General features: G+C 40.1%; 20 protein-coding genes. 6 read left to right on the top strand and 14 right to left on the bottom strand.

Annotated elements, in window-relative coordinates; all coding sequences use genetic code 11:
* Window positions 1–193: 193 nt before the first annotated feature.
* From pyrF to I6E24_RS03980, 4 genes are all read right to left on the bottom strand, one after another.
* A complete protein-coding gene (gene pyrF / locus I6E24_RS03995) occupies window positions 194–1,018 on the bottom strand; it encodes an orotidine-5'-phosphate decarboxylase (RefSeq protein ID WP_235326435.1) in 825 nt (274 codons plus the stop codon).
* 35 nt (window positions 1,019–1,053) lie between these two features.
* Entirely contained in the window at window positions 1,054–2,163 is a 1,110-nt protein-coding gene (gene prfA / locus I6E24_RS03990) for a peptide chain release factor 1 (RefSeq protein ID WP_235326433.1), read from the bottom strand.
* A 23-nt stretch (window positions 2,164–2,186) separates the two neighbouring features.
* The gene (locus tag I6E24_RS03985) at window positions 2,187–2,477 is read right to left on the bottom strand and encodes a hypothetical protein (RefSeq protein WP_235326431.1); all 291 of its coding nucleotides are present in this window, start codon (window positions 2,475–2,477) and stop codon (window positions 2,187–2,189) included.
* A 301-nt stretch (window positions 2,478–2,778) separates the two neighbouring features.
* Complete coding sequence (locus I6E24_RS03980; RefSeq protein ID WP_204445313.1) at window positions 2,779–3,951, bottom strand: AIR synthase related protein; 1,173 nt, start codon at window positions 3,949–3,951, stop codon at window positions 2,779–2,781.
* An 899-nt stretch (window positions 3,952–4,850) separates the two neighbouring features.
* On the opposite strand from I6E24_RS03980, the gene I6E24_RS03975 reads away from it, so the two are divergent.
* Window positions 4,851–6,416 carry an ATP-binding protein gene (locus tag I6E24_RS03975; protein WP_235326429.1) on the top strand — a complete coding sequence of 522 codons (1,566 nt, stop codon included), beginning with the start codon at window positions 4,851–4,853 and terminating at the stop codon, window positions 6,414–6,416.
* Window positions 6,417–6,435: 19 nt separating this feature from the next.
* On the opposite strand, the gene I6E24_RS03970 is transcribed toward I6E24_RS03975, so the two are convergent.
* The gene (locus tag I6E24_RS03970) at window positions 6,436–8,106 is read right to left on the bottom strand and encodes a glycoside hydrolase family 10 protein (protein ID WP_235326427.1); all 1,671 of its coding nucleotides are present in this window, start codon (window positions 8,104–8,106) and stop codon (window positions 6,436–6,438) included.
* 143 nt (window positions 8,107–8,249) lie between these two features.
* Here I6E24_RS03970 and I6E24_RS03965 point away from each other — a divergent pair, with 143 nt between their 5' ends.
* From I6E24_RS03965 to I6E24_RS03945, 5 genes are read left to right on the top strand one after another with little or no spacing between them, the layout of a single operon-like run.
* On the top strand, window positions 8,250–9,680 hold the full coding sequence (locus I6E24_RS03965; RefSeq protein ID WP_235326425.1) for a carbon starvation CstA family protein: 1,431 nt from the start codon (window positions 8,250–8,252) through the stop codon (window positions 9,678–9,680).
* Between the two features lie 12 nt (window positions 9,681–9,692).
* Entirely contained in the window at window positions 9,693–10,013 is a 321-nt protein-coding gene (locus tag I6E24_RS03960) for a heavy metal-binding domain-containing protein (protein ID WP_154044602.1), read from the top strand.
* Between the two features lie 20 nt (window positions 10,014–10,033).
* Complete coding sequence (locus tag I6E24_RS03955; RefSeq protein WP_235326423.1) at window positions 10,034–11,275, top strand: DcaP family trimeric outer membrane transporter; 1,242 nt, start codon at window positions 10,034–10,036, stop codon at window positions 11,273–11,275.
* Window positions 11,276–11,314: 39 nt separating this feature from the next.
* On the top strand, window positions 11,315–13,270 hold the full coding sequence (locus tag I6E24_RS03950; protein WP_235326421.1) for a DUF3857 domain-containing transglutaminase family protein: 1,956 nt from the start codon (window positions 11,315–11,317) through the stop codon (window positions 13,268–13,270).
* A 14-nt stretch (window positions 13,271–13,284) separates the two neighbouring features.
* On the top strand, window positions 13,285–14,898 hold the full coding sequence (locus I6E24_RS03945) for a DUF3857 domain-containing protein (protein ID WP_235326419.1): 1,614 nt from the start codon (window positions 13,285–13,287) through the stop codon (window positions 14,896–14,898).
* 58 nt (window positions 14,899–14,956) lie between these two features.
* Here the strand turns inward: I6E24_RS03945 and I6E24_RS03940 are convergent, their stop codons facing one another.
* The 9 genes from I6E24_RS03940 to I6E24_RS03900 all read right to left on the bottom strand — a co-directional run bounded on the left by I6E24_RS03940 (window position 14,957) and on the right by I6E24_RS03900 (window position 23,924).
* Entirely contained in the window at window positions 14,957–16,213 is a 1,257-nt protein-coding gene (locus tag I6E24_RS03940) for a phosphoglycerate kinase (protein ID WP_235326417.1), read from the bottom strand.
* A gap of 128 nt (window positions 16,214–16,341) precedes the next feature.
* A complete protein-coding gene (locus I6E24_RS03935) occupies window positions 16,342–17,559 on the bottom strand; it encodes an acyloxyacyl hydrolase (protein ID WP_235326415.1) in 1,218 nt (405 codons plus the stop codon).
* Window positions 17,560–17,574: 15 nt separating this feature from the next.
* On the bottom strand, window positions 17,575–18,537 hold the full coding sequence (locus tag I6E24_RS03930; protein ID WP_235326413.1) for a hypothetical protein: 963 nt from the start codon (window positions 18,535–18,537) through the stop codon (window positions 17,575–17,577).
* A 29-nt stretch (window positions 18,538–18,566) separates the two neighbouring features.
* Complete coding sequence (locus tag I6E24_RS03925; protein WP_235326411.1) at window positions 18,567–19,745, bottom strand: hypothetical protein; 1,179 nt, start codon at window positions 19,743–19,745, stop codon at window positions 18,567–18,569.
* Window positions 19,746–19,842: 97 nt separating this feature from the next.
* Entirely contained in the window at window positions 19,843–20,424 is a 582-nt protein-coding gene (locus tag I6E24_RS03920) for a Crp/Fnr family transcriptional regulator (protein ID WP_235326409.1), read from the bottom strand.
* Window positions 20,425–20,568: 144 nt separating this feature from the next.
* Complete coding sequence (locus tag I6E24_RS03915; protein WP_235326407.1) at window positions 20,569–21,456, bottom strand: DUF4377 domain-containing protein; 888 nt, start codon at window positions 21,454–21,456, stop codon at window positions 20,569–20,571.
* Between the two features lie 226 nt (window positions 21,457–21,682).
* Window positions 21,683–22,285, bottom strand: a complete 603-nt coding sequence (locus I6E24_RS03910) for a lysine exporter LysO family protein (protein WP_154044297.1) — start codon at window positions 22,283–22,285, stop codon at window positions 21,683–21,685.
* Window positions 22,282–22,563, bottom strand: coding sequence for a LysO family transporter (locus I6E24_RS03905; protein WP_154044298.1), 282 nt, complete (start codon window positions 22,561–22,563; stop codon window positions 22,282–22,284). The genes I6E24_RS03910 and I6E24_RS03905 overlap by 4 nt, the downstream gene beginning before the upstream one ends.
* Window positions 22,564–22,913: 350 nt before the next feature.
* Window positions 22,914–23,924, bottom strand: coding sequence for an aspartate-semialdehyde dehydrogenase (locus I6E24_RS03900; protein WP_204401907.1), 1,011 nt, complete (start codon window positions 23,922–23,924; stop codon window positions 22,914–22,916).
* Window positions 23,925–23,984: the final 60 nt, after the last annotated feature.

The raw sequence follows: 23,984 nt of genomic DNA, 5'->3' as shown, positions 1-23,984 counted from the left end.
AGCCTTTGTGAGGATGATATAACTGTTTTATCCGCTGAATTTATATGAAATATGAGTATAATATTTTTGGGCATTTCCATGACATTATTATGAAAAATAAATGTCATTTCGGATAGAAGGCCTGATAAAGTATCTAAATATATATTTCAGCTAAATTTAAGAAAGTTTAATCTGCAACTATTTTTTATATCAATCAGAGGATTGCTTTTAGTTGTTCAGACATCTGTTGTTGTACTTTCTGTGCTTCTTCGCCTGCCACTTTTGCAAAGTTTTCAGTCTTGTCTGCATAGATGATTGCACGGCTTGAATTTACGATAAGTCCACATTCCTTAGTCATACCGTACTTACAAACCTCTTCCAGCGAGCCGCCCTGTGCTCCGATGCCAGGAACCAGAAGGAAGTGGTTAGGAACGATCTTACGGATATCTTCGAACATACGTCCCTGAGTAGCACCGACTACGTACATCATGTTTTCGTCGTTTGCCCATTCCTGACTCTTGCGCAATACTTTTTCGAAAAGACGTTCGCCTTCTGTGTCAGCAGTAAGCTGGAAGTCGTGTGAACCCTTGTTTGATGTAAGTGCAAGAAGAATTACCCATTTGCCTTCGTAAGTAAGGAACGGAGTAACACTGTCTTCACCCATATATGGAGCTACAGTTACAGAGTCGATGTTCAGTTCTTCGAAGAATGTACGTGCATACATAGCCGAAGTATTACCGATGTCGCCACGTTTGGCGTCTGCTATGATGAACTGGTCAGGATAGTTAGTCTTGATGTATTCTACTGTCTTTTCGAATGCAATCCAACCCTTCACACCCATGCTTTCATAGAAAGCCAAGTTTGGTTTGTAAGCGATACAGTAAGGAGCTGTAGCATCGATGATAGCCTTGTTGAATGCGAATATAGGGTCTTCTTCTTTCAGAAGGTGTTCAGGAATTTTCTTGATGTCAGTGTCAAGTCCCACACAGAGGAATGACTGTTTCTTCTTGATGTTTTCGAATAACTGTTGTTTGTTCATATCACGTAGTTTTTGAGATTTTTTTTAAGCTTTGTTTAAAGTTCGCTTTCCTTCAGTCTTTCAGCATTTTCAGCCACGATCAAATGGTCTATACAGTCCTGGATATCGCCGTCCATAAATGCACTCAGGTTATAGATTGTATAGTTTATGCGGTGGTCTGTGATACGTCCCTGAGGATAGTTGTAAGTACGGATTTTAGCCGAACGGTCTCCGGTGCTGACCATAGTCTTACGCTTCGAAGCTATATCGTCGATGTATTTCTGATGCTCCTTATCGTATATAAATGTACGCAGGCGCGCGAGAGCACGTTCCTTGTTCTTTGGCTGGTCGCGTGTTTCGGTACATTCGATAAGGATTTCCTCCACAACTCCGGTGTTAGGATTTTTCCAGTTATAGCGCAGACGAACTCCGGATTCCACCTTGTTTACGTTCTGTCCTCCGGCACCTCCGCTTCGGAATGTATCCCATTTTATTTCGCCTTCATTGATTTCCACATCGAATGGTTCAGCTTCAGGCAGTACGGCTACCGATGCGGCCGATGTATGTACTCGTCCTTGAGTCTCAGTGGCAGGTACTCGCTGCACACGGTGTACTCCCGATTCGTATTTCAGAGTTCCGTAAACCTTTTCTCCCGTTACGGAACAGATTATTTCCTTGAAGCCGCCTGCTGCACCTTCGTTAGCGCTTGATACCTCAAGTCGCCAGCCTTTGGTTTCGCAATATTTAGAATACATGCGGAACAGGTCGCCTGCAAAGATGGCAGCTTCGTCACCACCCGTACCGCCACGGATTTCAAGAATCGCATTGCGGTCGTCCTGAGGGTCGGCAGGAACAAGCAGAAGTTTGATTTCCTCTTCCAGTTCCGGAATGCGTGCCTCGCAGGCAGCAGCCTCTTCGCGGGCCATTTCCTTCATTTCAGGGTCGCTTTCGTTCATCATCATTTTGGCCTCTTCCAGACCGTTGATGCACTGCAGGTATTCCTTGCGTGCATTCATGATGTCGCCCAGCTCCTTATATTCCTTTGTAAGTTTTACATATCTTTTCTGGTCTGCTATCACGTTCGGGTCAGTAATCAGTGTAGATACTTCTTCAAAACGTGATACCAGTCCTTCAAGTTTCTCTAATATGGTGTTATTTTCCGCCATTTAAATCTTTTTGTTTTGTTTTTTTACCACAATCTGCCTTCGAATAACAATGTTATAGGTATAGCCAATAATAGTATTGAAATGATTAGGAGTATAAAACCCTTCCAGTTTTTGAATATAGGTTCCTTGCTATTATCAATAAAATATTTTGCAAATATAGCTCCCGAAAATCCGGCCGTCATATAGCCTAATGTTTTGATGTAGTAGATGTCTTGAGAATCTCCTAATCCGATTATAGCTATACTTGCTACAAAAAGCAGTGCTAAAACTGCAAGTTTCAATGACTGTTTATTGTTCTTTCTATCGTTACTCATAAACATTACTGTTTAATTGTTACCACAATTTACCGTATAGTATAAAACATACTGAAACGGCAATCAGCAGCGTAATCAATGAGATAATAATCTGCTTTCTGGGGGTTCAGTTCTTGTCTTTACCTTTAAACGGATTGTATATGCTGCCACTTTGTGCCGGCAATAGGAAGCCTAATACGTAAAGAATGTGAATGTCATATTCCAATCCGATACATATGCATACTATACCAGCCGCTAGAAAGGCTAAAAGTATAAGGCATCCTTTGTTTTCTTCTTTCATAGGCATTGTGGCTTTATTATGTTAGTATCTGAATTCTCCGAATTCGCTCTTGATAATCAATTCCTTGGAACCGTTGCTTTCTTCTATGCGACCGATAATCTGTGCGTCGATATTGAACGATTTACTGATTTCGATAACCTGTTCAGCGTGTTCAGGAGAAAGATATACTTCAAGACGGTGTCCCATGTTGAATACCTTGTACATTTCGTCCCAGTCAGTACCGCTCTGTTCCTTGATAGTGCGGAACAATGGAGGTACAGGGAAGAGGTTATCCTTAACCACGCGGCAGTTGTCGCCAACGAAGTGCAGAACCTTAGTCTGCGCACCACCCGAGCAGTGAACCATACCGTGGATTTCAGGACGGAGAGCATCAAGAAGTTTCTTCACAACAGGTGCGTATGTACGTGTAGGAGAGAGAACCAGCTTACCAGCGTCAAGTGGAGAACCTTCTACTGCGTCTGTCAGTTTCAAGTTACCGCTGTAAACCAGGTCTTCAGGTACAGCCTTGTCGTAGCTTTCAGGATATTTCTCTGCAAGATATTTTGAGAATACATCGTGACGTGCGCTTGTCAGACCATTGCTACCCATACCACCGTTGTATTCCTTTTCGTAAGTAGCCTGTCCGTAAGATGCAAGACCTACGATAACGTCGCCCGGACGGATGTTTGCATTGTCAATCACGTCTGAACGCTTCATACGGCAAGTCACTGTGCTGTCCACGATGATAGTACGAACCAGGTCGCCAACGTCGGCTGTCTCGCCGCCTGTAGCGTAAACGCCTACACCCATTTCGCGGAGTTCGGCAAGCAGTTCGTCAGTACCGTTGATGATAGCCGAGATAACTTCTCCCGGAACGAGCAGTTTGTTACGTCCGATAGTAGAAGAAACAAGTATGTTGTCAACTGCTCCTACGCAGAGCAAGTCGTCGATGTTCATGATAAGAGCATCCTGTGCGATACCTTTCCATACAGACAAGTCGCCTGTCTCTTTCCAATACAGATATGCCAGTGATGATTTTGTTCCCGCACCGTCTGCGTGCATGATGTTGCAGTATTCAGGGTCTCCGCCAAGAATATCAGGAATGATTTTACAGAAAGCCTTAGGGAAAATACCTTTGTCAATGTTTTTGATAGCGTTATGTACATCTTCCTTAGATGCCGATACGCCGCGCTGCATGTATCTTTGATTACTCATGAGTGATGATATATTATAAATTATAATTTTCTAAATCGATTCGATGTGCAAAAATACTCAAAATCTGATATATATCAAAGTTGGCAGGTGGTAAATAATGGCTCGAAGTATTAGTTTTTAGAACTCCTTTTCAAGTGTATAGCACGTAAAAAGGTAGAGGTGTTGTTTTATGTGTTCTGACAAAATGAAATCGTTTTTAATGGTATTTGTTGCATAATGTAATTATAAAGTCCTGTTCTGTCATTTATAGCCTTAGATATTTTATTCAGAAAAATCTGTAATGTTAATGGTTTTAGTCCTTATGATTGATAATAATGTATGTATAATATTATGAATGGTTAAGAATGTTAATTTAAACGCCTCGGCGTTTTATGTAAAATGTCTTGTTATTGTCTCAAAAACTCCTTGTCTTTTCAGGAAAAACTTCTTTTTCTTCTTCATAAAGTGACGGGTTGTCAATATTTTTTGTAAAAGTTGCCTTGTTTTATTCTAAAAAGAAGATTTTTAGATTTATTCTCGTTTTGATAGAATGATGTAATAATTCCTTTCTTGTTGTATTGGTGTAGGCGTATAGGCGGTTTGTGTGATATTTTGAAGGGATTTGGCTTTTATTTGTGATAGAATGATTTGGTAAAGCTTTCTGGGGATTGATTTTTCCCTGTCTTGATTTATATTGGTATTGATTATTCTATTCTTGGAAATCGCAAATAACAGAATGTCAATCTGACAAAAATATATTTCTGTCAATATTTTGCAATCATGTCATAGGATGTTTTTATTAGTTCTTAGCGGAAATTTTTTTAGTGTTGATTTATAGAAATCAGCCCAAAGCTGTTGATTATAATTTAATATTGTGTTATCTTTACAACATAATATTAAGAATCAAATAAAGTCTGTTTATGAAATACCCGATAGGAATCCAGAGTTTTGACCAGTTGATAGAAGACGGTTATGTGTATATCGACAAGACCGATATGGTATATAGCCTTGTGACCGAAGGTAAAATCTACTTTCTTAGTCGTCCGCGCCGTTTCGGAAAGAGCCTTCTGGTTTCTACATTGAAGAACTATTTTCTTGGTAGGAAAGAACTTTTCAAAGGCTTGAAGATAGACTCTCTGGAGAAAGACTGGAATGTATATCCGGTGTTTCATTTGGATTTCAATGGTACAGACTATACTGTTAGGGGAGGCCTTGAGAAAAAAATAAGGTATTATCTTTTAACTTGGGCAGAAGAATATTCTTTACCGGAACGAACTAAGGAGCTTGGTTTGGGCGACTTGTTTGCTGAGCTTATTCGTGCTGCCCACGAGCAGAGCGGGTGCCGTGCCGTAGTTCTTATAGACGAGTACGACAAGCCTATTCTTGATGTCCTTGACGTGGACAAAAATCTTGAGGAAGAACATCGCAATATATTGAAAAGTTTCTATTCGGTGTTCAAAAGTGCCGATGAACATCTTCAGTTCGTATTTCTTACGGGAGTTACCAAATTCTCTCAGGTCAGTGTGTTCAGTGGTTTCAATCAGCCATTTGATATAAGTATGCACGGTAAGTATGAAACTCTCTGTGGTATATCACAGACTGAGTTGGATACAGTATTTCATGAACCGATAGAAGAAATGTCTGGCAGATACGAATGTTCTTATGATGAAATGCGTTTAATGCTTAAATCTCATTACGATGGTTATCATTTCAGTAAGAACATGACCGATGTTTATAATCCGTTCAGCCTGCTTAATGCTTTTGCTACTTTGGATATCTCTGATTATTGGTTCAAGAGCGGTACACCGACCTATCTCATCCGTCTGCTTTCGCACACCGATGAGAATATGGACGAGATAACGGGGCGCTATTATTCGGCTGAAGAATTTATCGACTATAAAGCTACCGTAGAACAACCTTTGCCGATGATTTATCAGAGTGGCTATCTTACTATAAAGGATTTTAATCTGCGCCGTAATGTTTTTCTTTTGGATTATCCAAACAACGAGGTAAAGAAAGGCTTTCTTTCTCTTGTTGCCAGCAACTATTTCAATACCCGTGAGAGCATTTACTCATGGATTCGAAATGCTGCTTTTCAGTTGGAGGATGGAAAGATTGAGGACTTCCGTACAGGGCTGACTTCTTTCCTTGCCGGCATTCCATATATCATGCGACGTAAGGAAAACGAACGCGAACGTGAAAGATATTTCCAATATACTTTCTATCTCATCATGCGCCTGATAAGCGTATATACGGTTTATATTGAAAAGCTGCAAAGTCAGGGAAGAGTGGATTGTATTGTTGAAACTCCTGATTATGTCTATATATTTGAATTTAAACTTGATGGTACAGCTTGTGAAGCTATACGTCAGATAAATGAGAAAGGGTATGCTCTTGAGTATTCTTCCGACAAAAGAAGAATATACAAAATAGGTGCTGTGTTTTCATCTGAAACAGGTACTATTGCAGACTGGCTGTGCGAGTAGCCAGTCAGTATATTCTCATTTACCTGTGTTCCGAAATTATCAGAGTTATATTCTCCTCTTTTCCATCCGGGAGAACATATTGAATAGAATACACTCCTTTCTGGAGTTTCTTTATCAATTCATCAGAAGTGCTTTTCGTTCTGAAAAGCTCCATTCCGGTAACGTCGTTCACGACGACAGTGCATCCTTCAGGTGCTTCCGGCAGTCTGTTTACTGAAATAATTCTTTCGTCGTCCGCCGGACGGTTTAATTCGAGCGGCGAGCTTTCGTTGCCGTAGCGGTCGGTAGCCGTGATAGCCCAAAAACGTTTGATGTTTCCATTCTTTGTGCTGCAACGGAAACTGTTGAAGCTATGTTTCAGGCAGATAATGTTTTTACCGTCGTTTGTATCTACCGGATAAAAATCCGATGCATATATGCGATAAGTCAGTTCTTCAGCTTCCGAAGAGTCCGCTTTCTCCCAATTAATCATCACACTGTCATTCCTGAATGATATTATTCCGTTTACAGGCTGCTCAGGTGCAATGCTGTCCTGCCATACCATTGGAGGCACGGCAGCCGGATAGGCATAGAACCGACACTTCAGGCTGTCTGTCAGACCACACGTGTTTTTCATCAGAAATTCGTTTCTGAAGAAAGCCTGTCCGTCAAGTCCGTTGCGACGTGTGAAATGTATCTGCCTCATTATCTCATTTATGTCCCATTCGTGGGCTTTATGTTTAAGGAAATATATTCCCAGCCCCGGAACAACCCATCGCCCGTGTTTGTTTTCTTCCCAATCAAGCGCAAAAGGGTAGAACTGGTTGTTGCGGAAATACATCATTGGGAATATGGCATCGTGTATACCTGTTTCCAGCCATAGTTTCGCGTCCTGATATACGGCGTTGTAGGCGTTCCAGCCTTTCGAACTGTAGCGTCGAGTGTCGTTATATTTGCCTACAGGCGAGCTGCTGACCTTTACCCATGGCTTTATGCTCTTGACGTCATTGTATATTGTTTTCACTATCGATGTGATGTTGTCCCTGCGCCATTGTGCTAAACTCTTCCCTTTCCCGTATTTGCGGAATGTCTTTCCGTCGGGAAAGTTTTCTCCGTTTTCCGGATATCTTATATAGTCAAGATGAATTCCGTCGATATCGTAATTCATGGTGATTTCCTTTGCTATCGATGCCAGATATTTAGCTGTCTCGGGATTGCCCGGGTCAAGATACCAGGCTCTCTTGAAATGTATGCATATCGTTGGTTTTTTCTTTACTACGGATTGTTTTCTGAGCAGTTTTACCTGTCTGTCATTTCCTGCAGGTATGCATACCATCCACGCGTGAATTTCCATTCCGCGCTTATGGCATTCTTCAATTGCTAATTTCAGTGGGTCGTATCCCGGATTGCGGCCTGTCTTGCCTGATAGCGATTCCGCAAAAGTTTCATAAACAGAAGGATATATCACGTCGCCTCTCAGTCGTGTCTGGAATAAAACAGTGTTGAAGTTGGCTTCCTTCAGCATATCCAGCTGCCTGCATAGCTCCTCCTTCTGACGCTTTATTCCATATTCGGATGTAGCTTTCGTCGTAGGCCAGTCCAGACCTCCGATAGTCGTTATCCATGCGGCTCTGATTTCATATTTGGAAGATGCCAGAATGTTTGTAGTGAATATCGTTATTAGAGATATTATTATGATGATTCTTTGCATATTATTGAATTTTGAATGCAAAGATACTAAGACTTTGCCGAAAAATCTTCATAAAGAGAGTAATCTGTTGTTTTATGTTTTATTTCTGATTAAATAACATTACTTTTGTAACTGAAAATAATGAAAAACAAACAAAAAATATTATGATAACATTTAGTTTAGCTTTAGTATTACTTATTGTAGGCTATCTGGTTTACGGAAAGTACGTTGACAGACTTTTCAAACCGGATGCATCGCGCAAGACTCCTGCCGTGACTATGGCGGATGGAGTGGATTTTATTCCTCTTCCTACATGGAAGATTTTTATGATTCAGTTTCTTAACATTGCCGGTCTTGGTCCTATATTCGGAGCCATAATGGGTGCGCAGTTCGGTACTGCATCTTATCTTTGGATTGTTTTCGGTACTATCTTTGCCGGAGCCGTGCACGATTTCTTTTCCGGAGCGCTTTCCATACGTAATTCCGGTGAGAGCCTTCCTGAGATTATCGGAAGATATTTGGGACTGACCACTAAGAAAGTGGCATGTATATTTACCGTACTGCTTATGATTTTGGTAGGTGCGGTGTTCGTGTCAGGTCCGGCAGAACTGCTTGCTGGCATGACTCCGGATTATATGGATATATATTTCTGGATGGTAGTGATATTCATATATTATATCCTTGCCACAATGCTTCCAATCGACAAAATCATAGGTCGTATTTATCCGCTGTTTGCGTTTGCCTTGTTGTTTATGGCTGTTGGAATTCTTGTGATGCTTTACGTCAAGTCGCCTGAACTGCCTGAAATGTGGGACGGTTTCGGGACAAAATACGAGAAGAATCCTATCTTCCCTATGATGTTTATCTCTATCGCCTGTGGAGCAATCAGCGGTTTCCATGCCACACAGTCACCTCTGATGGCAAGATGTATGGTCAACGAGAAGCATTGTCGCCCTATTTTTTATGGTGCAATGGTGACAGAAGGTATAGTAGCCTTGATATGGGCTGCTGCAGCTACATATTTCTTCCACGAAAATGGAATTGTTGATCAGGCTACAGGCATAGCATATTCGGGTGCAAAGGTGGCTACAGATATTTCCAACCAGTGGCTTGGCACTTTTGGTGGAATACTTGCCATTTTGGGTATAGTTGCAGCTCCTATCACCAGCGGTGACACTGCACTCCGTTCGGCACGTCTTATCGTTGCCGACTTCCTCGGTATCGAACAGCGAAGTATCGCAAAACGTCTGCTGATATGTATTCCTATATTCCTTCTCACTGTAGGACTTCTGGTATTCAGTTTCAGTAATGCGGAAGGTTTCAAGATTATATGGCGATACTTTGCATGGTGTAACCAGACACTTTCGGTATTTACACTTTGGGCAATAACTGTCTATCTGGTGAAGAATAAGAAAAACTATTGGGTGACTCTCATTCCTGCCTTGTTTATGACATGCGTATGCTCCACATATATATTGATAGCTCCGGAAGGTTTCAGCCTTTCGCCTGTTATATCTTACTGGGGAGGAACGGCATGTGTCATAGTAGCTGCAATATGGTTTGTGGCATGGTATAGAAAATCTGTTAAACACTAAAATATAGATAATATGTTAATGACAACAACCAATAATGTAGAAGGCAAGCGTATTCTGCATTATTATGGAATAGTTTCTGGAGAGACTATAATCGGTGCAAACATGTTCAGAGACTTGTTTGCAAGTATTCGTGATATCGTGGGCGGACGAGCAGGTTCTTACGAAGAGGTTTTGCGTCAGGCAAAGGATAGCGCTATGAAAGAAATGTGTGATGAGGCTATGCGCCTGGGAGCTAATGCTGTCATAGGAATTGATCTTGATTTTGAAACTGTAGGTGGAAACGGAAGTATGCTAATGGTTACAGCTTCGGGTACTGCTGTATATTTGGAATAATATTTTTTTATAGGGTAGAAATGAAGAAAAGTTTAGTTGCGGTAGCCTTTATGGCATTACCTGGTTTGATGATGTCCCAAAAAAAGGGTTTCGACTACAAGTTTTACGGTCAGGTGCGTACCGACCTGTTCTATAATTCAAGAGCAAATTCGGAAACTGTTGACGGATTGTTCTATATGTATCCGAAAGACATATCTCCTGATGCCGACGGCAAGGACCTTAACAGTTTTGCCAACGGTGGATTCTATACCCTGTATTCACGTCTTGGAATTGACGTGAAAGGTCCTGAACTGATGGGGAAAATCAAGACTTCTGCAAAGCTGGAAGTGGATTTCCGCGGCTCGGGAACTTCATTTTCAATGTTCCGTATGCGACATGTATATTTCAATCTGGACTGGGGGAAGTCTGCATTGCTTGTAGGTCAGACATGGCATCCTCTGTATGGCGATGTTGCTCCCGACATACTGAACCTGAATATGGGTGCACCGTTCCAGCCTTTCAGTCGAGCTCCACAGCTGAGATATAGGTTTACTACTAAGGGAATGGTGCTTACAGCTTCTGCTATATGGCAGTCGCAGTATCTTTCTGTAGGTCCGGCAAATAATACTCCGGGAACTACATCAACTGTTAAAAGCCAGAATTTTATAAAGAACAGTTGTGTTCCAGAATTCTATTTCGGTGCGGACTACAGGACACTGGGAATGATTCTTGGTGCCGGAGTGCATGTTTCTTCTATGACCCCACGTACACAGTCGGAAACCGGAGGTAAAGTTTATAAGGTGAACGAACGTATAACAGGAATTTCCGGTGAAGCCCATGTGAAATATGTGAAGGATAAATTCTCTCTCGCGGCAAAGACTTTGTTGAGCTCCAATCTTACAATGACAAGTACAGTAGGTGGTTATGGAGTGACATCTGTTGACAGTCGTACAGGAGAGCAGGAATATGCTCCTTTGCGAGTTTCTCATTCGTGGATAAATATGGTATATGGAAGCAAGTTGCGTTTCGGAGTTTTTGCCGGCTATCTTAAAAATCTTGGTGCAAAGGAAAACGTGACCAGTCTGATAGGTACCGGTACAAATCTTGATCAGTTGACAAATGCATCAGCCGAGCTTACATATAATATCCCTAACTGGAAATTCGGTGCTGAATATTCATGGACGGGAGCATGGTATGGAGACAATGATTCTAAGGGAAAGGTAGTTGATGCACATCTTGTGAAAAACAATCGTATAGTGTTTACCGCGATGTTCCAGTTCTGATAATATCTCGTTTTTTTAAACCTGTTAAATAATGATATTATGAAGATAAAAGTTTTTCTTTTGTTTGCATCTTTGTTCATATCTTCAGCTGGTTCTCAGGCAAATCCGTTTGCCAATTATAAGGAAATGCTGAAGTCGGACAAATATTCGGACTATGCTTCTGTCACGTTGCTTGACAGCACAAATGTGTCTGTACAGCCAACCGGACAGGGTGCTTTCTCTATAGTAAAGGCCATAAAGGTGCAGACTCTGAAGGGAGTAATGACAAACCGTGTCCTGAAATATGATTATGATCCGCTGACCGCTGCTGCCAAGTTCAAGGTTGTCAGGATATATCATGAAGACGGAACATATACGGAAGTCGATGTAAATAAGACCTGCGACTATGCGGCACCTGCAAGAATGATATACTGGGGTGCACGACAGATTATGCTTCAGCTGGATAATCTGAAACCGAGAGATGTAATATATTATGAAATAGATAAGAAAGGTTTCACATACGCACTTCTTGGAGCTGGAGAAGATGATGACTCTCGTTTCATTCCTCCTATGCGCGGACAGTTCTATGATATAGTTCCGTTCTGGGTTTCCGAGCCGACTCTCAGAAAGGTATATAGGGTAGGCATGCCTATGGAAAAGGAACTTCAGTTTCAGTTCTATCAGGGAGAGTGCTCGTCGTCAATGCGTTATGACGACGGCAGGAAGGTATATACATTCACGATGGACGATGTAATGCCTTTCGAAAAGGAACCTAATATGGTTGATCTTTTCGATGCGGCTCCGAAGCTGATGATGTCAACTACACCGGACTGGATGGAGAAGTCACGTTGGTTCAATAAGGTAAATGAGGATTACGGCAGTTTCGAAGCCATACCTGAAGCACAGAAGAAAGTTGACGAGCTGATAAAAGGCAAGAAATCCGAGATGGAGAAAATAGCTGTTCTTACCCATTGGGTAGCCGATAACATCCGTTATGCCGGAATAACAATGGGAAAGGGGGAAGGTTTCACTCTCCATAATCTGAAGATGAATTATACAGACCGTTGTGGAGTGTGTAAGGATATAGCGGGAACATTGGTCGCTTTCCTTCGTATGGCTGGTTTCGAGGCATATCCTGCAATGACCATGGCGGGAAGCAGAGTGGAAAGCATACCTGCCGACCACTTTAATCATTGTGTGGCTGTAGTGAAGCTCAGCAACGGTACTCTTATGCCTCTCGATCCTACATGGGTTCCTTTCTGTCGTGAATTGTGGAGCAGTGCCGAACAGCAGCAGAACTATCTGCCGGGCATACCTGAAGGCTCGGATCTTTGTGTCACTCCTGTTTCTGCCCCGGAAAATCACTATGTACGCATCAAAGCTGAAAACCGCCTGAAGTCCGACGGAACATTGGTGGGAAAATTCACAATTTCTGCCGAAGGACAGAGCGACAGCAATATACGCCGTATATTTACAACAGGATTCCAGAGTGAATGGCGAAATACGATGGAAAAGCAGTTGCTTAGTGTGTCTCCTAAAGCTGTGATGAAGAGTGTTGACTACGGACGTTCTCCTAAGGATTACCAGAAGGCACCTATAAGCATAACGTTTACCTATGAGATACCTGAATATGCGATGACAGGCGACGGTGAACTGATTTTCAAACCGTTCGTGATGAATAACCTCTATACACAGGTATTGACTTTCCTGCGTGTAAATACAGACTTGAAGGACCGTAAGTATGGATTCAAGGATTCATGTTCGCGCCTTGTCGAGGTGAAAGAAAAGCTTTCTTTGCCTTCCGGATATAAGATGCTTGGTGACGAAAAGCATGTTAATATTGACGGTAAGGCCGCTGATTTTGATGGAATTCTGAAGCAAGATGGCGGTAAGATTCTTTTGGATACCAGACTGTCTTTATACAAGAGAGTCTATTCGGCAGAAGACTGGGATGATTTCCGTAATTCTGTAAATGCCTATAAATCGTTTGGTGAGTATATCGTAGTTAGAAAGTAATAAAGTAGGAGATTATGAAAACCATAAAACAATATTTATGTCTGGTATGCTTGCTTCTGATAGTAGCTCCGGTTTATTCCGCTTCGGAGGCAAGTTTCAGAAAACTATATAAGACATATACTCTGAATCAGGACGGGAGCATGGAGGAAAGGGTATATAAGGAACTGAAGATTTTCACTCATGCTGCAATGAACAGCAAATATGGAGAAACGTTCATTGTATATAATCCGGAATTTCAGGAGCTGATAATTAACGAATCTTATACAATACAGAAGGATGGCAGCAAGGTGATTACTCCTGCCAATGCTTTTGTGGAAGTACTGCCTTCTTTTGCGGCTGATGCTCCAGCTTACAATCATCTGAAGGAGATGGTGGTGGTTCATACAGGGCTTGAACTAGGAGCGACCATTGTGCTTGATTATTCTATCAAGACCAAAGCTGCGATGTGTGGAGAACTGGATGTGTTCACCATGATTAAGGAGCTCTCTCCTATAGAAGATTTCAGGCTGACTGTAAATGTGCCTGAATCTAAAAAGATTAATTATGAATTACTGAACTCTTCTGCAAAACCTGATGTGAAAGTTGATAATGGTATAAGGACTGTGTCATATAATATGAAGAATATAGCCCCGCGTCCTTATTCGTATCCGGTTTACAGTACTTCAATCGGTATAGTTCAGCAGGTGGCAAGTGGAATGATGCCTGCTTTTACAGCTTCTACGTATGATAGTAATGCTGTGGCTATTGATGTTTTGAAGAAGCAGTTCACTGTGGGTGATAGCAGTGTTATTGAAAATAAGATTGCCGAATTAAAGAAAGAGCCCGGTGATGACAAGAACAAACTTCGTATGGCTATAAACAAGTTCATGACATATTTATATAGTGTGAAAGGACAATGCGGAGTGTCGTTAAGTCAGGCTGGTTATAGGGTGCGTCCGGCTTCGGAGGTTCTGCTTTCAATGTACGGAACACGTGCTGAATTGGCAAATCTTGATAATGTATTACATAAGGCTGCCGGTTTTGATGCGGAGATAAAGGTTGCTTTTGTTGAGGCTAAAGATATGAACAGTGTAGGACTGAGCGGTGTAGTAGCCATTCTTTCAGACAGCGAAATGAACACATACGCAAACGGTTGGTATGCAGATGTTCAGGATTACATGTCGGTTACAGATTTAAATGGAGTAAAGTCATCATTGAGAACAGACAAACCTGAAAAGCCTACAAAGAATATCAAGACTATTGAGCTGAATGAGACTAATTCAAGAACATTGCCAGGAGGATATGTTGCTGTAACAATTCCTGATACTTATATTGCCGCAACTCTTTATCCGTATTCGGCTAATACATCAATATCTGAGAATATGTTGCTTCCACATAAATTGAATCGCATAATGCAATATAACGTTAAGCTTCCTGAAGGCAAGACGTGGATTGAAAAACGAAGTGTGAAAGTTTCGAATGAAGTGGGAGAGGTGAGTGTCGAATATGAGCTTTCAGGTGATGAAGTGAAAGTTACTTATACTTATAAGGTTGACGAACAGCTGATAACAAAGAAAAACTACAGACAGTTCTATTCACTTATGAGTGAATGCAAGGATATGAATAATTACACATTGATATTCAGATAACAAGAAAGGAGACCCAAAAGGTCTCCTTTTCTTGTTATGGTATGAAATAATTTTCAAATTATTTGTCACCACGGATAGCTGCGATACCCGGAAGGATCTTACCTTCGATAGCTTCAAGCAAAGCACCACCACCAGTAGAGATGTATGATACCTGGTCAGCCATACCGAACTTGTTGATACAAGCTACTGAGTCACCACCACCGATGAGTGAGAATGCACCTTCTTTAGTAGCTTCAGCGATAGCTTCTGCGATTACTTTAGAACCACCTGCGAAGTTGTCCATTTCGAATACACCGGCAGGACCGTTCCACAAGATAGTTTTTGCACCCTTGATAGCAGCCTTGAATTCTTCGCGAGTCTTAGGACCTGCGTCAAGACCCATCCATCCGTCAGGAATATTGCTGTCGTCGCAAACCTGAGTGTTGGCATCATTAGAGAAAGCGTCAGCAGCGATACAGTCGCAACCCAATACAAGGTTTACACCTTTAGCTTTAGCTTTTTCAATGATATCAAGAGCCAACTGAAGTTTGTCGTCTTCTACCAATGAGTTACCAATCTTACCACCTTTTGCCTTAGCGAAAGTAAATGCCATACCACCGCAAAGAATCAGGTTATCAACTTTATCCATCAAGTTTTCGATAATACCGATCTTAGTAGAAACCTTAGAACCACCCATGATAGCAGTGAAAGGACGTTTGATGTCTTTCAATACGTTGTCAACGGCCTGAACTTCTTTTTCCATCAGGTAGCCCAACATCTTGTGGTCTGCATCGAAGTAGTCAGCGATAACAGCTGTAGAAGCGTGTTTACGGTGAGCAGTACCGAATGCGTCCATAACGTAGCAGTCAGCGTATGAAGCAAGAGTCTTGGCGAATTCTTTCTGACGAGCTTTCATTTCTTTCTTAGCGTCTTCGTAAGCAGGATCTTCTTTTTCGATACCTACTGGCTTACCTTCTTCTTCAGGATAGAAACGAAGGTTTTCAAGCAAAAGAACTTCACCTGGTTTAAGAGCTGCGGCAGCTTCAGAAGCTTTTGCACAGTCAGGAGCGAATTTAACTTCAACGCCAAGAGCTGCAGAAACAGCGTCAACAATCTGGCTCAAAGAATATTTAGCGTTTACTTTGCCTTTTGGTTTACCCATGTGTGACATGATGATCAAAGCACCACCGTCAGCAAGGATTTTTTTCAATGTAGGAAGGGCACCGCGGATACGAGTGTCGTCTGTAATTTTACCTTCTTCATTCAAAGGCACGTTGAAGTCAACGCGAACGATTGCCTTTTTACCAGCAAAGTTGAATTTGTCAATTGTCATCATAATCGTAATATTTTTAATTAAAGAGTTTTTTCTTTATTAGACGTTCGCAAAGTTAACAAAAAAATATTACAGATGATAAAATGTGATAATTATTTTCATTGGTACTACAATTACAAGATATAATTTTGTCAGTATCTGTTTTTCTTTGCATTAAATCTGTAACCTATACCTATCATAAGGTTGTTCGGATCCTTGAATTTATATAGTTGATAGCCTACGTGAAGAAATACATTTTCTGTAATGCTTGTTTTCAGGACAAATGTCTGATAAAAGGAATTTGTGTCAGCGCCACGGCATACAAAGTTTTTTCCTATACCAAAATTGATAGAGAATATAGGCATTACCACTTCAGCTCTGGCTGACAGTCCGAGTGAGAATTGTTCGATAAAAGGCGGTCTGAAAAATTTCACATCATCAGTTGGCGTATTTGTATTTGCCACGTGGTCGGTTAGGTTTGCGCTCTCGTCATATTGAGCGTCAAGAGATAGCCCGGCGCGGAAAAACCTGTTGAAGTTGTACATAGGATTGAAATTAAGTCCTGCTACAGCAAATTTACCGGGGATTAATATTCCGGAACCGTCTGACCAGAAAATACCTTTCTTTTTTGTCGCGCCATATACTATCAGGTCATAGCTTACGTATGGTTTGAATCCTTGTTCCGGTATAACAGTCACTCGGTCATTATTGCTAAACTTTGATTTGGGATCATCTTGCGGACACCACATCAATCCTATACGCCCGTCAAGTGTGTTTACGCCATAGTTGGGGTAATTTGTGTTACCGTTTGAATAGTGTGTAAGTCCTATGCCTGCTCTTAACGCCACTTCATGAGTCATCTGCCAGTTGAGCAGCAAACCTAAATTAATATAGGCATTAGTCTTTGAGCCGACGATAGTGTTAAACGGATTCTTTTCTTCATCGTATTTCTTCCATCCGAATGAAGCTCCGAAATTCCATTCGTAGTCTAATGACAGTTTTTTTGTTAGTGATGCTATTCTGGATGTCTGGAATACATATACGGCGAGTGGGTTTCCTACTTCTTTTGTGTTATTGAAAGTATTGTAGCCTATGCCTATACCCTGAATGGTATTGGGATACATTTTTCCCATATAGCTGTCAGGACCAAATTTAAAACCATACTTTATGTGTCCGGAGAGGTTGGTGCGTATGGGAGATTGCGCCAGATTATCTCCTCTGAAGAAACTTTTTGTCGGGAATGTGTATGCCGGTTTGAAGTCAATACCTATTACGTGTATTATTTTTCTCTGGACACTGTCCTGCCTTTCTGCGTTGAGCTTTGCTGATACAAGGCATAGCAACAGAATTACGGTAATATATTTTTTCATTATTTATAGTCTAATTTAGGGGAATATCATGAGGTAATCGAACGGGTCTTTACTGCTTAGTCTTCCTGTAAAAACACATTCTTCTCCTGTGTCAGGATTTGAGGCATGTACTTTATAGTTTACATGGAATTCTTCAATATTGTTATATACTTCTATCTTTTTTGTCTCTCCTGGTTGAACTGTTGTGGAAACAACAAAGTCCTTGTCAAGCCTGCCCGTCCAGAAACTTTGTTCCTTCAGTCCGAATTTAACTTTAGTATTTCCCATTACAGGTTTACCGTCCACAATGTCCGGTATTGGTATTTCAGCAAGATTTTCTCCAAGAATCTCATCCAGATTGTTGAAACTATCATAGTCATCAGGATAGAACTCGATTTTTCTGAGTGAGTTCTTGAATGGATAGAAGTTTAATGTAACAGGTCCTCCTTCAGAGCCGGAATTGTTTACGGTTATGCCATCCACTTGTTCCACGACGTAGTCACTATAATAGAAATCATTCTCGAAATCGTATTCCACTTTGTCTATAACGAATTTGCTTGTTGGTTTCAATGATACATTTATTTCCTTGTGGTAATATTCGTTTCCTACTATTATACTGAAAGTGATAGGATGATTGACAAGATTTTTGACACATATAATCTCTAACTCACGATTATTCCTTTTTTCTATGCGGAAAGCGTAATATGTACTTTCGTAGTAAATGATTCCTGTTTCTCCTTCATGCAGCAACGAAAAATAATTATATATTGGGTTACCCTGAAGATCATATATGGTATAGTCAAAAGTGTTTATCGCAACACCTTCCATACTTGATATGTTCCAGTTGTCTGAATTAAAATTCAGTTTAAATGGTTTGCCCTTTTCCACATAACATGTATCAGGGTATTCTGTGATGAAATCATCAATGAAAATATCTGAATTACAACTTGTAAATAGTGTTGTAAGGATAAGGTATAGTACAATGGTTGTTGTTTTCATAATTATTTGTGTAATAATAATAGGCACACTTATTCCTTATAAGTAACCTTGAAAGGCAGAATCTGAAAGACTCTTCTGTCGGCAGTGGTCAATTCGAGTTTATATGAAATAGAGCTTCCGTTTCCTTTCTCTACTAATGACAGTAAAGTCTCTTCCGGTAGAAGTTCTTTCAGATAGAGTCTGCCGTTCTGTAAATGTATGAGTCTTGCTTTCTTGTCGGTATCGACAACGAGCATGTACGAACGGTTGTAATGACTTATAATACTTCCGGCATATCCATCACGGGTGGTAGTTTCTAAGCTTGAGTTTTCATAGCTTAGTGGTCTGTTTGCTGATGGCTCAATGAATTCCATATTCTTGTTGAATACCACTTCGCTATAGTTCAAATCGTAGATGTCTGTTCCCTTCGGCTCCATTTCTTCGTCTGTTGAGAAAAGACTGAATTCAAAATGTCTGAACCTGTCGGATATGATTATGCAGGCTCCGTTTGTAAGCAATTTTATTTTGACGTGGTTGCCCTCACGTATTATTTCGCATGATTCCTCGTTTATTGCTTTTATGGTATATGAACCGTTGTAAGAAAGAACATCGAACTCAAATTGGTTTCCTGAGATGATATTGACTTCATTGTTTATGGATGTGGTAATATTTTTAATATTCGATAGATCTGTAGGATAAGCATTCTGTACTTCTGTCAGTTCTCCACTGCTCATACGTCTGTATGTGGAGTACCCGTAAATTTTTACTCCATCTGCACGAATGCCAAGATAATCGATGATTTTCATAACATCTCCTTTCAAAGAAACAATACGCATTATTAGATTGCCATTTTGGCTTATCCTGTTACCATTCTCATATTCATAGGCGTATGTTAAATATCCATTAGCTGGAAAAGCATCTACATACATGTATTCTTTTAGTGATTCAGATGACTCGAAATAATATTGGCTTGATCCTCCTCCATCTAGGCCTTCATAATAGTCTTTTGTTGAACATTTACCGTCGCTGCCTATTTCATGTGTAATAACGTGTTTCCATCCATATCCTACTACTGATGATTTAAATTCTTCCATTGATATATTTGAGATATCAGGTATATAGCATTCTCCGTTTTCATCAAAAGAGAATGTCGGGTAAATCTCTTCCTTGTCGCAGGCGGCAAAGAATACAACGCATAATAATGATATGAAGAATGAGTGAAATTTCATGGTTTTTGTAACTATGGTTTTATATTCATACAAATATAATTAAATGTTCCAAAAAATCTTCTTTTAAATTACTTTTCTTGTTTTTTCTAAACATTTTTTATTCTTTCATGTAAAGAGTTTGTTTCCGTCTGATTCTGCTCAAATGTATAGGGGTTATTCTCAGATAGGATGCTATTTCTTTTAATGGTATCAGTTGGATAATGTCAGGATATTTTTCCAGAAGTCGTATATATCTTTCTTCTGGTGTGAAACGATATAAATCTATGTATCTCAGATATACCTGATTAAAGAGTTGTTCGGCTGCGATACGTGCCATATGTTGTCCCTTTACGCTATTATCATATTCATTGTTTATAACATCAGAATGGCAAAAGAGGATTTTACAATCAGTGATAGCCTGAATGTTGATTTCCGCTTTCATGCCGTAAATACAGAAAGGATAATCTGCCACAAATTCATCGGGAAATGAGAAACCTATATTGTAATCTTTCCCTTCCGTTACATTTCTGCAAGTGTATTTTACTATACCCGATTCCAATAACCCACAATATGGAAAAATTTCTCCTTCTTTCTGTATATACTCGTTCTTTTTATATTGGCGCAATTCTCCTTTTTCCAGACACAGGTTTCTGTAAAAAACGGTATCGATGCCTGTCATGTATGTGTTGAAGTTAGACATTTTTAGAATTATGTTTAGTTTGCTTGTGAGCTATAAAGGTATATTTTATTTTAATAACAACGCTCTTTTTTCAGACAATTGTTTTTGTGCTATGCAGATATATGTTTTTGCTGACAAGTGTCGGCAGTATAGGTAGGGAATACGTTATTTTTCATTATAACAAACCACTACATTTTTTATTTCATATTCGGGATATTTTTCCTGATAATACTGTGTAAAATCTTTATAGAAATATGGAACAGATGTAGGACCGGCAGATTTGCTTTTTGAAGGATTGCAGATGAATACATCATATTTTATTGCATTTTCTTCGTTTTCAGGATTATTGCCTATAATGAAAGTCCATTCCATAGTTCTTGTTACCGTTCCCTCAGGCTTGAGATTTTTATATGATTCAGGGAAGTCAGCACTCTCCTTGCTTTCTTTTTTTATGAAACCAAGCATGCCTATTTCCTTTTTTTCGTTTACAAGGAGCCATCTTGTCCAGTTGTTGTCCATATAGCAATCCAGACCGCCGAATGTAATCATTGGGTTTGAGTTTAAATCTTCTTCTATGACAGATTTATTTTCCGCATCAATATAATATCTGAATTCAGAATCAATGCCGGTGCAGTATTCTGTGTAGAACCATTCAGGGATAAAATTGTTTGGAACATTATCAGATGTTTTTTCTTCTTTTGAAATAAGTTTCAGCAGCTCATATTCTGTCCATGCCGGATCTCCCATACTATGATCAAGATAGTTGGTCTCACTTATGCGTAAAGTATATTCATATCCCGGTTCGTATTCAAATCCTTTTATACTTCCAAGCTGTTCCCATACAGCAGAATGTTCCCTCATTACCGCATATACTTCTGATAAGTGATTGTCACCGGATGAAAATAACAGTCCCGGCACTTTTTCTGATGCTACTGTGATGGTATATTCTTCATAACCTGTAATTTTTCTGCCTTCTTCTTCCTTCTGGCAGCTTATAAATATGGATGTACAGATTAATAATACAAGTGTTTTCAAGATTTCTGAAGTTTTCATTTCGATTACATGTATTGGTTTCCATAAGCAAATGTAGATTTTTATTTTATGAAAAACAATAAATTAGTATGCAAATTACAGTTCCTAAACGGCTTAATCAGCCCCTAAAAATTACCTCCTAAAAGAATATTTTAAAGCGTGGGCAAATTCGATCTAAAACGTGCCCGTGTTTTAGGTCGAATTTGCCCACGTTTTTTCAAAGGTATTTTCAAGGCGATTTAGTTCATTATAAAGAACAGAAGAAAGTGACTAGAAACGGAACGCTGAAGTCTACTACAAAACCATGAAATATTGAAACAACTACAAATTCCTGTCCGCTGCATCTTGTAATTATGGGTAATGTGGTATCCATTGTTGTAGCACCTCCTGATGAAATAGGAGCCAGGTTTCCGAACCATCTTACAAGTAATGGTGCAGCCAGTAGAGTTATAATTTCTCTTGAAATATTTGATAGCAGAGCCATTGTTCCTAATTCTGCTCCCTTATATTCTGTAATGAATATGCTTGATAGCGAATAATACCCGAATCCGCTTCCTACAGCCATACATTCAGCTGTTGTTCTGTGCGTCAGGATGAGGCTGGCCACTGCTGCTCCCGCCAATGTACCGAGGATTGTCATGACAGGTAGGAATACCAGTCTGGGATTTAGGGCACGGAAGTTTTTTATAGTTTGCGGATCATTGCCTATGCTTAGTCCTACGGAGAACATTAGTGCACATAAAGCATAGAAGCTGATGTCTGTTTCTGAAATATCCAATGGCAGAATATTATACAATCCTGTGATACACCCCAAAATAAAGAAACCTACGATAATAAGACTGCCTTTCATACTTTTGCTCCTTTCTTTCTTTTGTAGAGGACATACCATAATGCCCATGCACAGGTACAGCTGCCCAATACTGCACAGATTGTAATTATGATGGCTTCCAGGCCAAGGGTGGCTAGTCCGTTTATAATCTCCTGGTTGCCGCCTACCTCGATGCCGAGAATGAATAATAACAACCATATAAGAAATGTTATTAGTCTGTTGATTGGTTTCAACGGATATTTTCGGGTGAAAACACCTATAATAATACCGGTAAACATTATTAGAATTACTGTGAACATACGCTTGATTTGTGGATATTTAGTTAATAAAGATATACTACATGTAAATCGTGTTATAAACCATTGATTTGTTTATTTCAAATTTGCAAATTAAAAAAAACTCCTTACCTTTGCATCGTGTTTTTCATAGTATTAGATTTAAGGTTAATAAAGGTTGGAGTACAGCGGTACTCCTTTTTTTATGTCCGTATGTATAGGTCTGATATGTTTAAGAAAAATGACAAGTCGTTTTGTTTAAAAAAACAGTATATTTTTTTTATTTAGTAAACCATGTTTGGTATAGATAAAAAAGGAGGTTTCAGTTTTATTGGGCTGAAACCTCCTTTGCTGTTTATTGGATATATGGTCAATTATCCTATATTCTTGACCTTGATGAGGTATTCTGCTATTTGTACGGCATTCAGTGCAGCACCTTTCTTGATCTGGTCACCCACAATCCAGAATGTAAGTCCGTTTTCGTCTGCCAAATCCTTACGGATACGACCAACGTAAACAGGATCCTTGCCTGCAAGGAACAATGGCATAGGATATTCTTTTTCTGCAGGATTGTCCATCAGAACAAGTCCTTCGCCTTTTGAGAATGCTTCGCGAGCCTCTTCTACTGATACAGGACGTTCTGTTTCAATCCAAATGCTTTCTGAGTGTGAACGAAGGGCAGGAACACGAACACAAGTTGCACTTACCTTAACGTCTGAGTGCATGATTTTACGTGTTTCGTTGTACATCTTCATTTCTTCCTTAGTATAACCGTTTTCAGTGAATACGTCAATCTGAGGGATGAGGTTGAATGCTAGCTGATAAGCGAATTTTTCAACTGTTACAGGCTCGTTGGCCAATACCTGACGATACTGTTCGTAAAGTTCGTCCATAGCTGCTGCACCTGCACCGCTGGCAGCCTGGTATGTTGATACGTGGACGCGTTTTATATGTGTAAGGTTTTCTATGGCTTTTAGTGCCACAACCATCTGTATGGTTGTGCAGTTTGGATTTGCTATAATGCCACGTGGGCGGTCTAATGCATCTGCGGCATTGACTTCCGGAACTACCAGTGGAATATCGTTATCCATACGGAAAGCACTGGAATTGTCTATCATGACAGCTCCGTACTTGGTTATTGTTTCCGCAAATTCTTTCGAAGTACCGGCTCCGGCGGAGGTAAAGGCTATGTCAACACCCTTAAAATCATCGTTGTGCTGCAGAAGTTTGACTTCTATTTCTTTTCCACGGAATGTGTATTTTCGTCCTGCACTACGTGAGGAACCGAACAAAACTAATTCATCTAAAGGAAAATCTCTTTCTTCGAGCACTCTCAGGAACTCTTGTCCTACGGCTCCGCTCGCACCAACAATTGCTACTTTCATGTCTTTATAAATCTATTAAGTTAATATTTCCCTAACTATTATATATTCGTAAATTTTAGT

The organism is Bacteroides caecigallinarum (genome assembly GCF_021530995.1).
Classification (GTDB): domain Bacteria; phylum Bacteroidota; class Bacteroidia; order Bacteroidales; family Bacteroidaceae; genus Phocaeicola; species Phocaeicola faecigallinarum.
Note: the sequence above shows the minus strand (reverse complement) of the source record. Positions and strands in the feature narration are given on the sequence as shown.

Bases quoted from the DNA above. Each gene is read 5' to 3' on its own strand.
- pyrF (WP_235326435.1), bottom strand. From the start codon at position 1,018: ATGAACAAACAACAGTTATTCGAAAACATCAAGAAGAAACAGTCATTC.
- prfA (WP_235326433.1), bottom strand. From the start codon at position 2,163: ATGGCGGAAAATAACACCATATTAGAGAAACTTGAAGGACTGGTATCA.
- I6E24_RS03985 (WP_235326431.1), bottom strand. From the start codon at position 2,477: ATGAGTAACGATAGAAAGAACAATAAACAGTCATTGAAACTTGCAGTT.
- I6E24_RS03980 (WP_204445313.1), bottom strand. From the start codon at position 3,951: ATGAGTAATCAAAGATACATGCAGCGCGGCGTATCGGCATCTAAGGAA.
- I6E24_RS03975 (WP_235326429.1), top strand. From the start codon at position 4,851: ATGAAATACCCGATAGGAATCCAGAGTTTTGACCAGTTGATAGAAGAC.
- I6E24_RS03970 (WP_235326427.1), bottom strand. From the start codon at position 8,106: ATGCAAAGAATCATCATAATAATATCTCTAATAACGATATTCACTACA.
- I6E24_RS03965 (WP_235326425.1), top strand. From the start codon at position 8,250: ATGATAACATTTAGTTTAGCTTTAGTATTACTTATTGTAGGCTATCTG.
- I6E24_RS03960 (WP_154044602.1), top strand. From the start codon at position 9,693: ATGTTAATGACAACAACCAATAATGTAGAAGGCAAGCGTATTCTGCAT.
- I6E24_RS03955 (WP_235326423.1), top strand. From the start codon at position 10,034: ATGAAGAAAAGTTTAGTTGCGGTAGCCTTTATGGCATTACCTGGTTTG.
- I6E24_RS03950 (WP_235326421.1), top strand. From the start codon at position 11,315: ATGAAGATAAAAGTTTTTCTTTTGTTTGCATCTTTGTTCATATCTTCA.
- I6E24_RS03945 (WP_235326419.1), top strand. From the start codon at position 13,285: ATGAAAACCATAAAACAATATTTATGTCTGGTATGCTTGCTTCTGATA.
- I6E24_RS03940 (WP_235326417.1), bottom strand. From the start codon at position 16,213: ATGATGACAATTGACAAATTCAACTTTGCTGGTAAAAAGGCAATCGTT.
- I6E24_RS03935 (WP_235326415.1), bottom strand. From the start codon at position 17,559: ATGAAAAAATATATTACCGTAATTCTGTTGCTATGCCTTGTATCAGCA.
- I6E24_RS03930 (WP_235326413.1), bottom strand. From the start codon at position 18,537: ATGAAAACAACAACCATTGTACTATACCTTATCCTTACAACACTATTT.
- I6E24_RS03925 (WP_235326411.1), bottom strand. From the start codon at position 19,745: ATGAAATTTCACTCATTCTTCATATCATTATTATGCGTTGTATTCTTT.
- I6E24_RS03920 (WP_235326409.1), bottom strand. From the start codon at position 20,424: ATGTCTAACTTCAACACATACATGACAGGCATCGATACCGTTTTTTAC.
- I6E24_RS03915 (WP_235326407.1), bottom strand. From the start codon at position 21,456: ATGAAAACTTCAGAAATCTTGAAAACACTTGTATTATTAATCTGTACA.
- I6E24_RS03910 (WP_154044297.1), bottom strand. From the start codon at position 22,285: ATGAAAGGCAGTCTTATTATCGTAGGTTTCTTTATTTTGGGGTGTATC.
- I6E24_RS03905 (WP_154044298.1), bottom strand. From the start codon at position 22,563: ATGTTCACAGTAATTCTAATAATGTTTACCGGTATTATTATAGGTGTT.
- I6E24_RS03900 (WP_204401907.1), bottom strand. From the start codon at position 23,924: ATGAAAGTAGCAATTGTTGGTGCGAGCGGAGCCGTAGGACAAGAGTTC.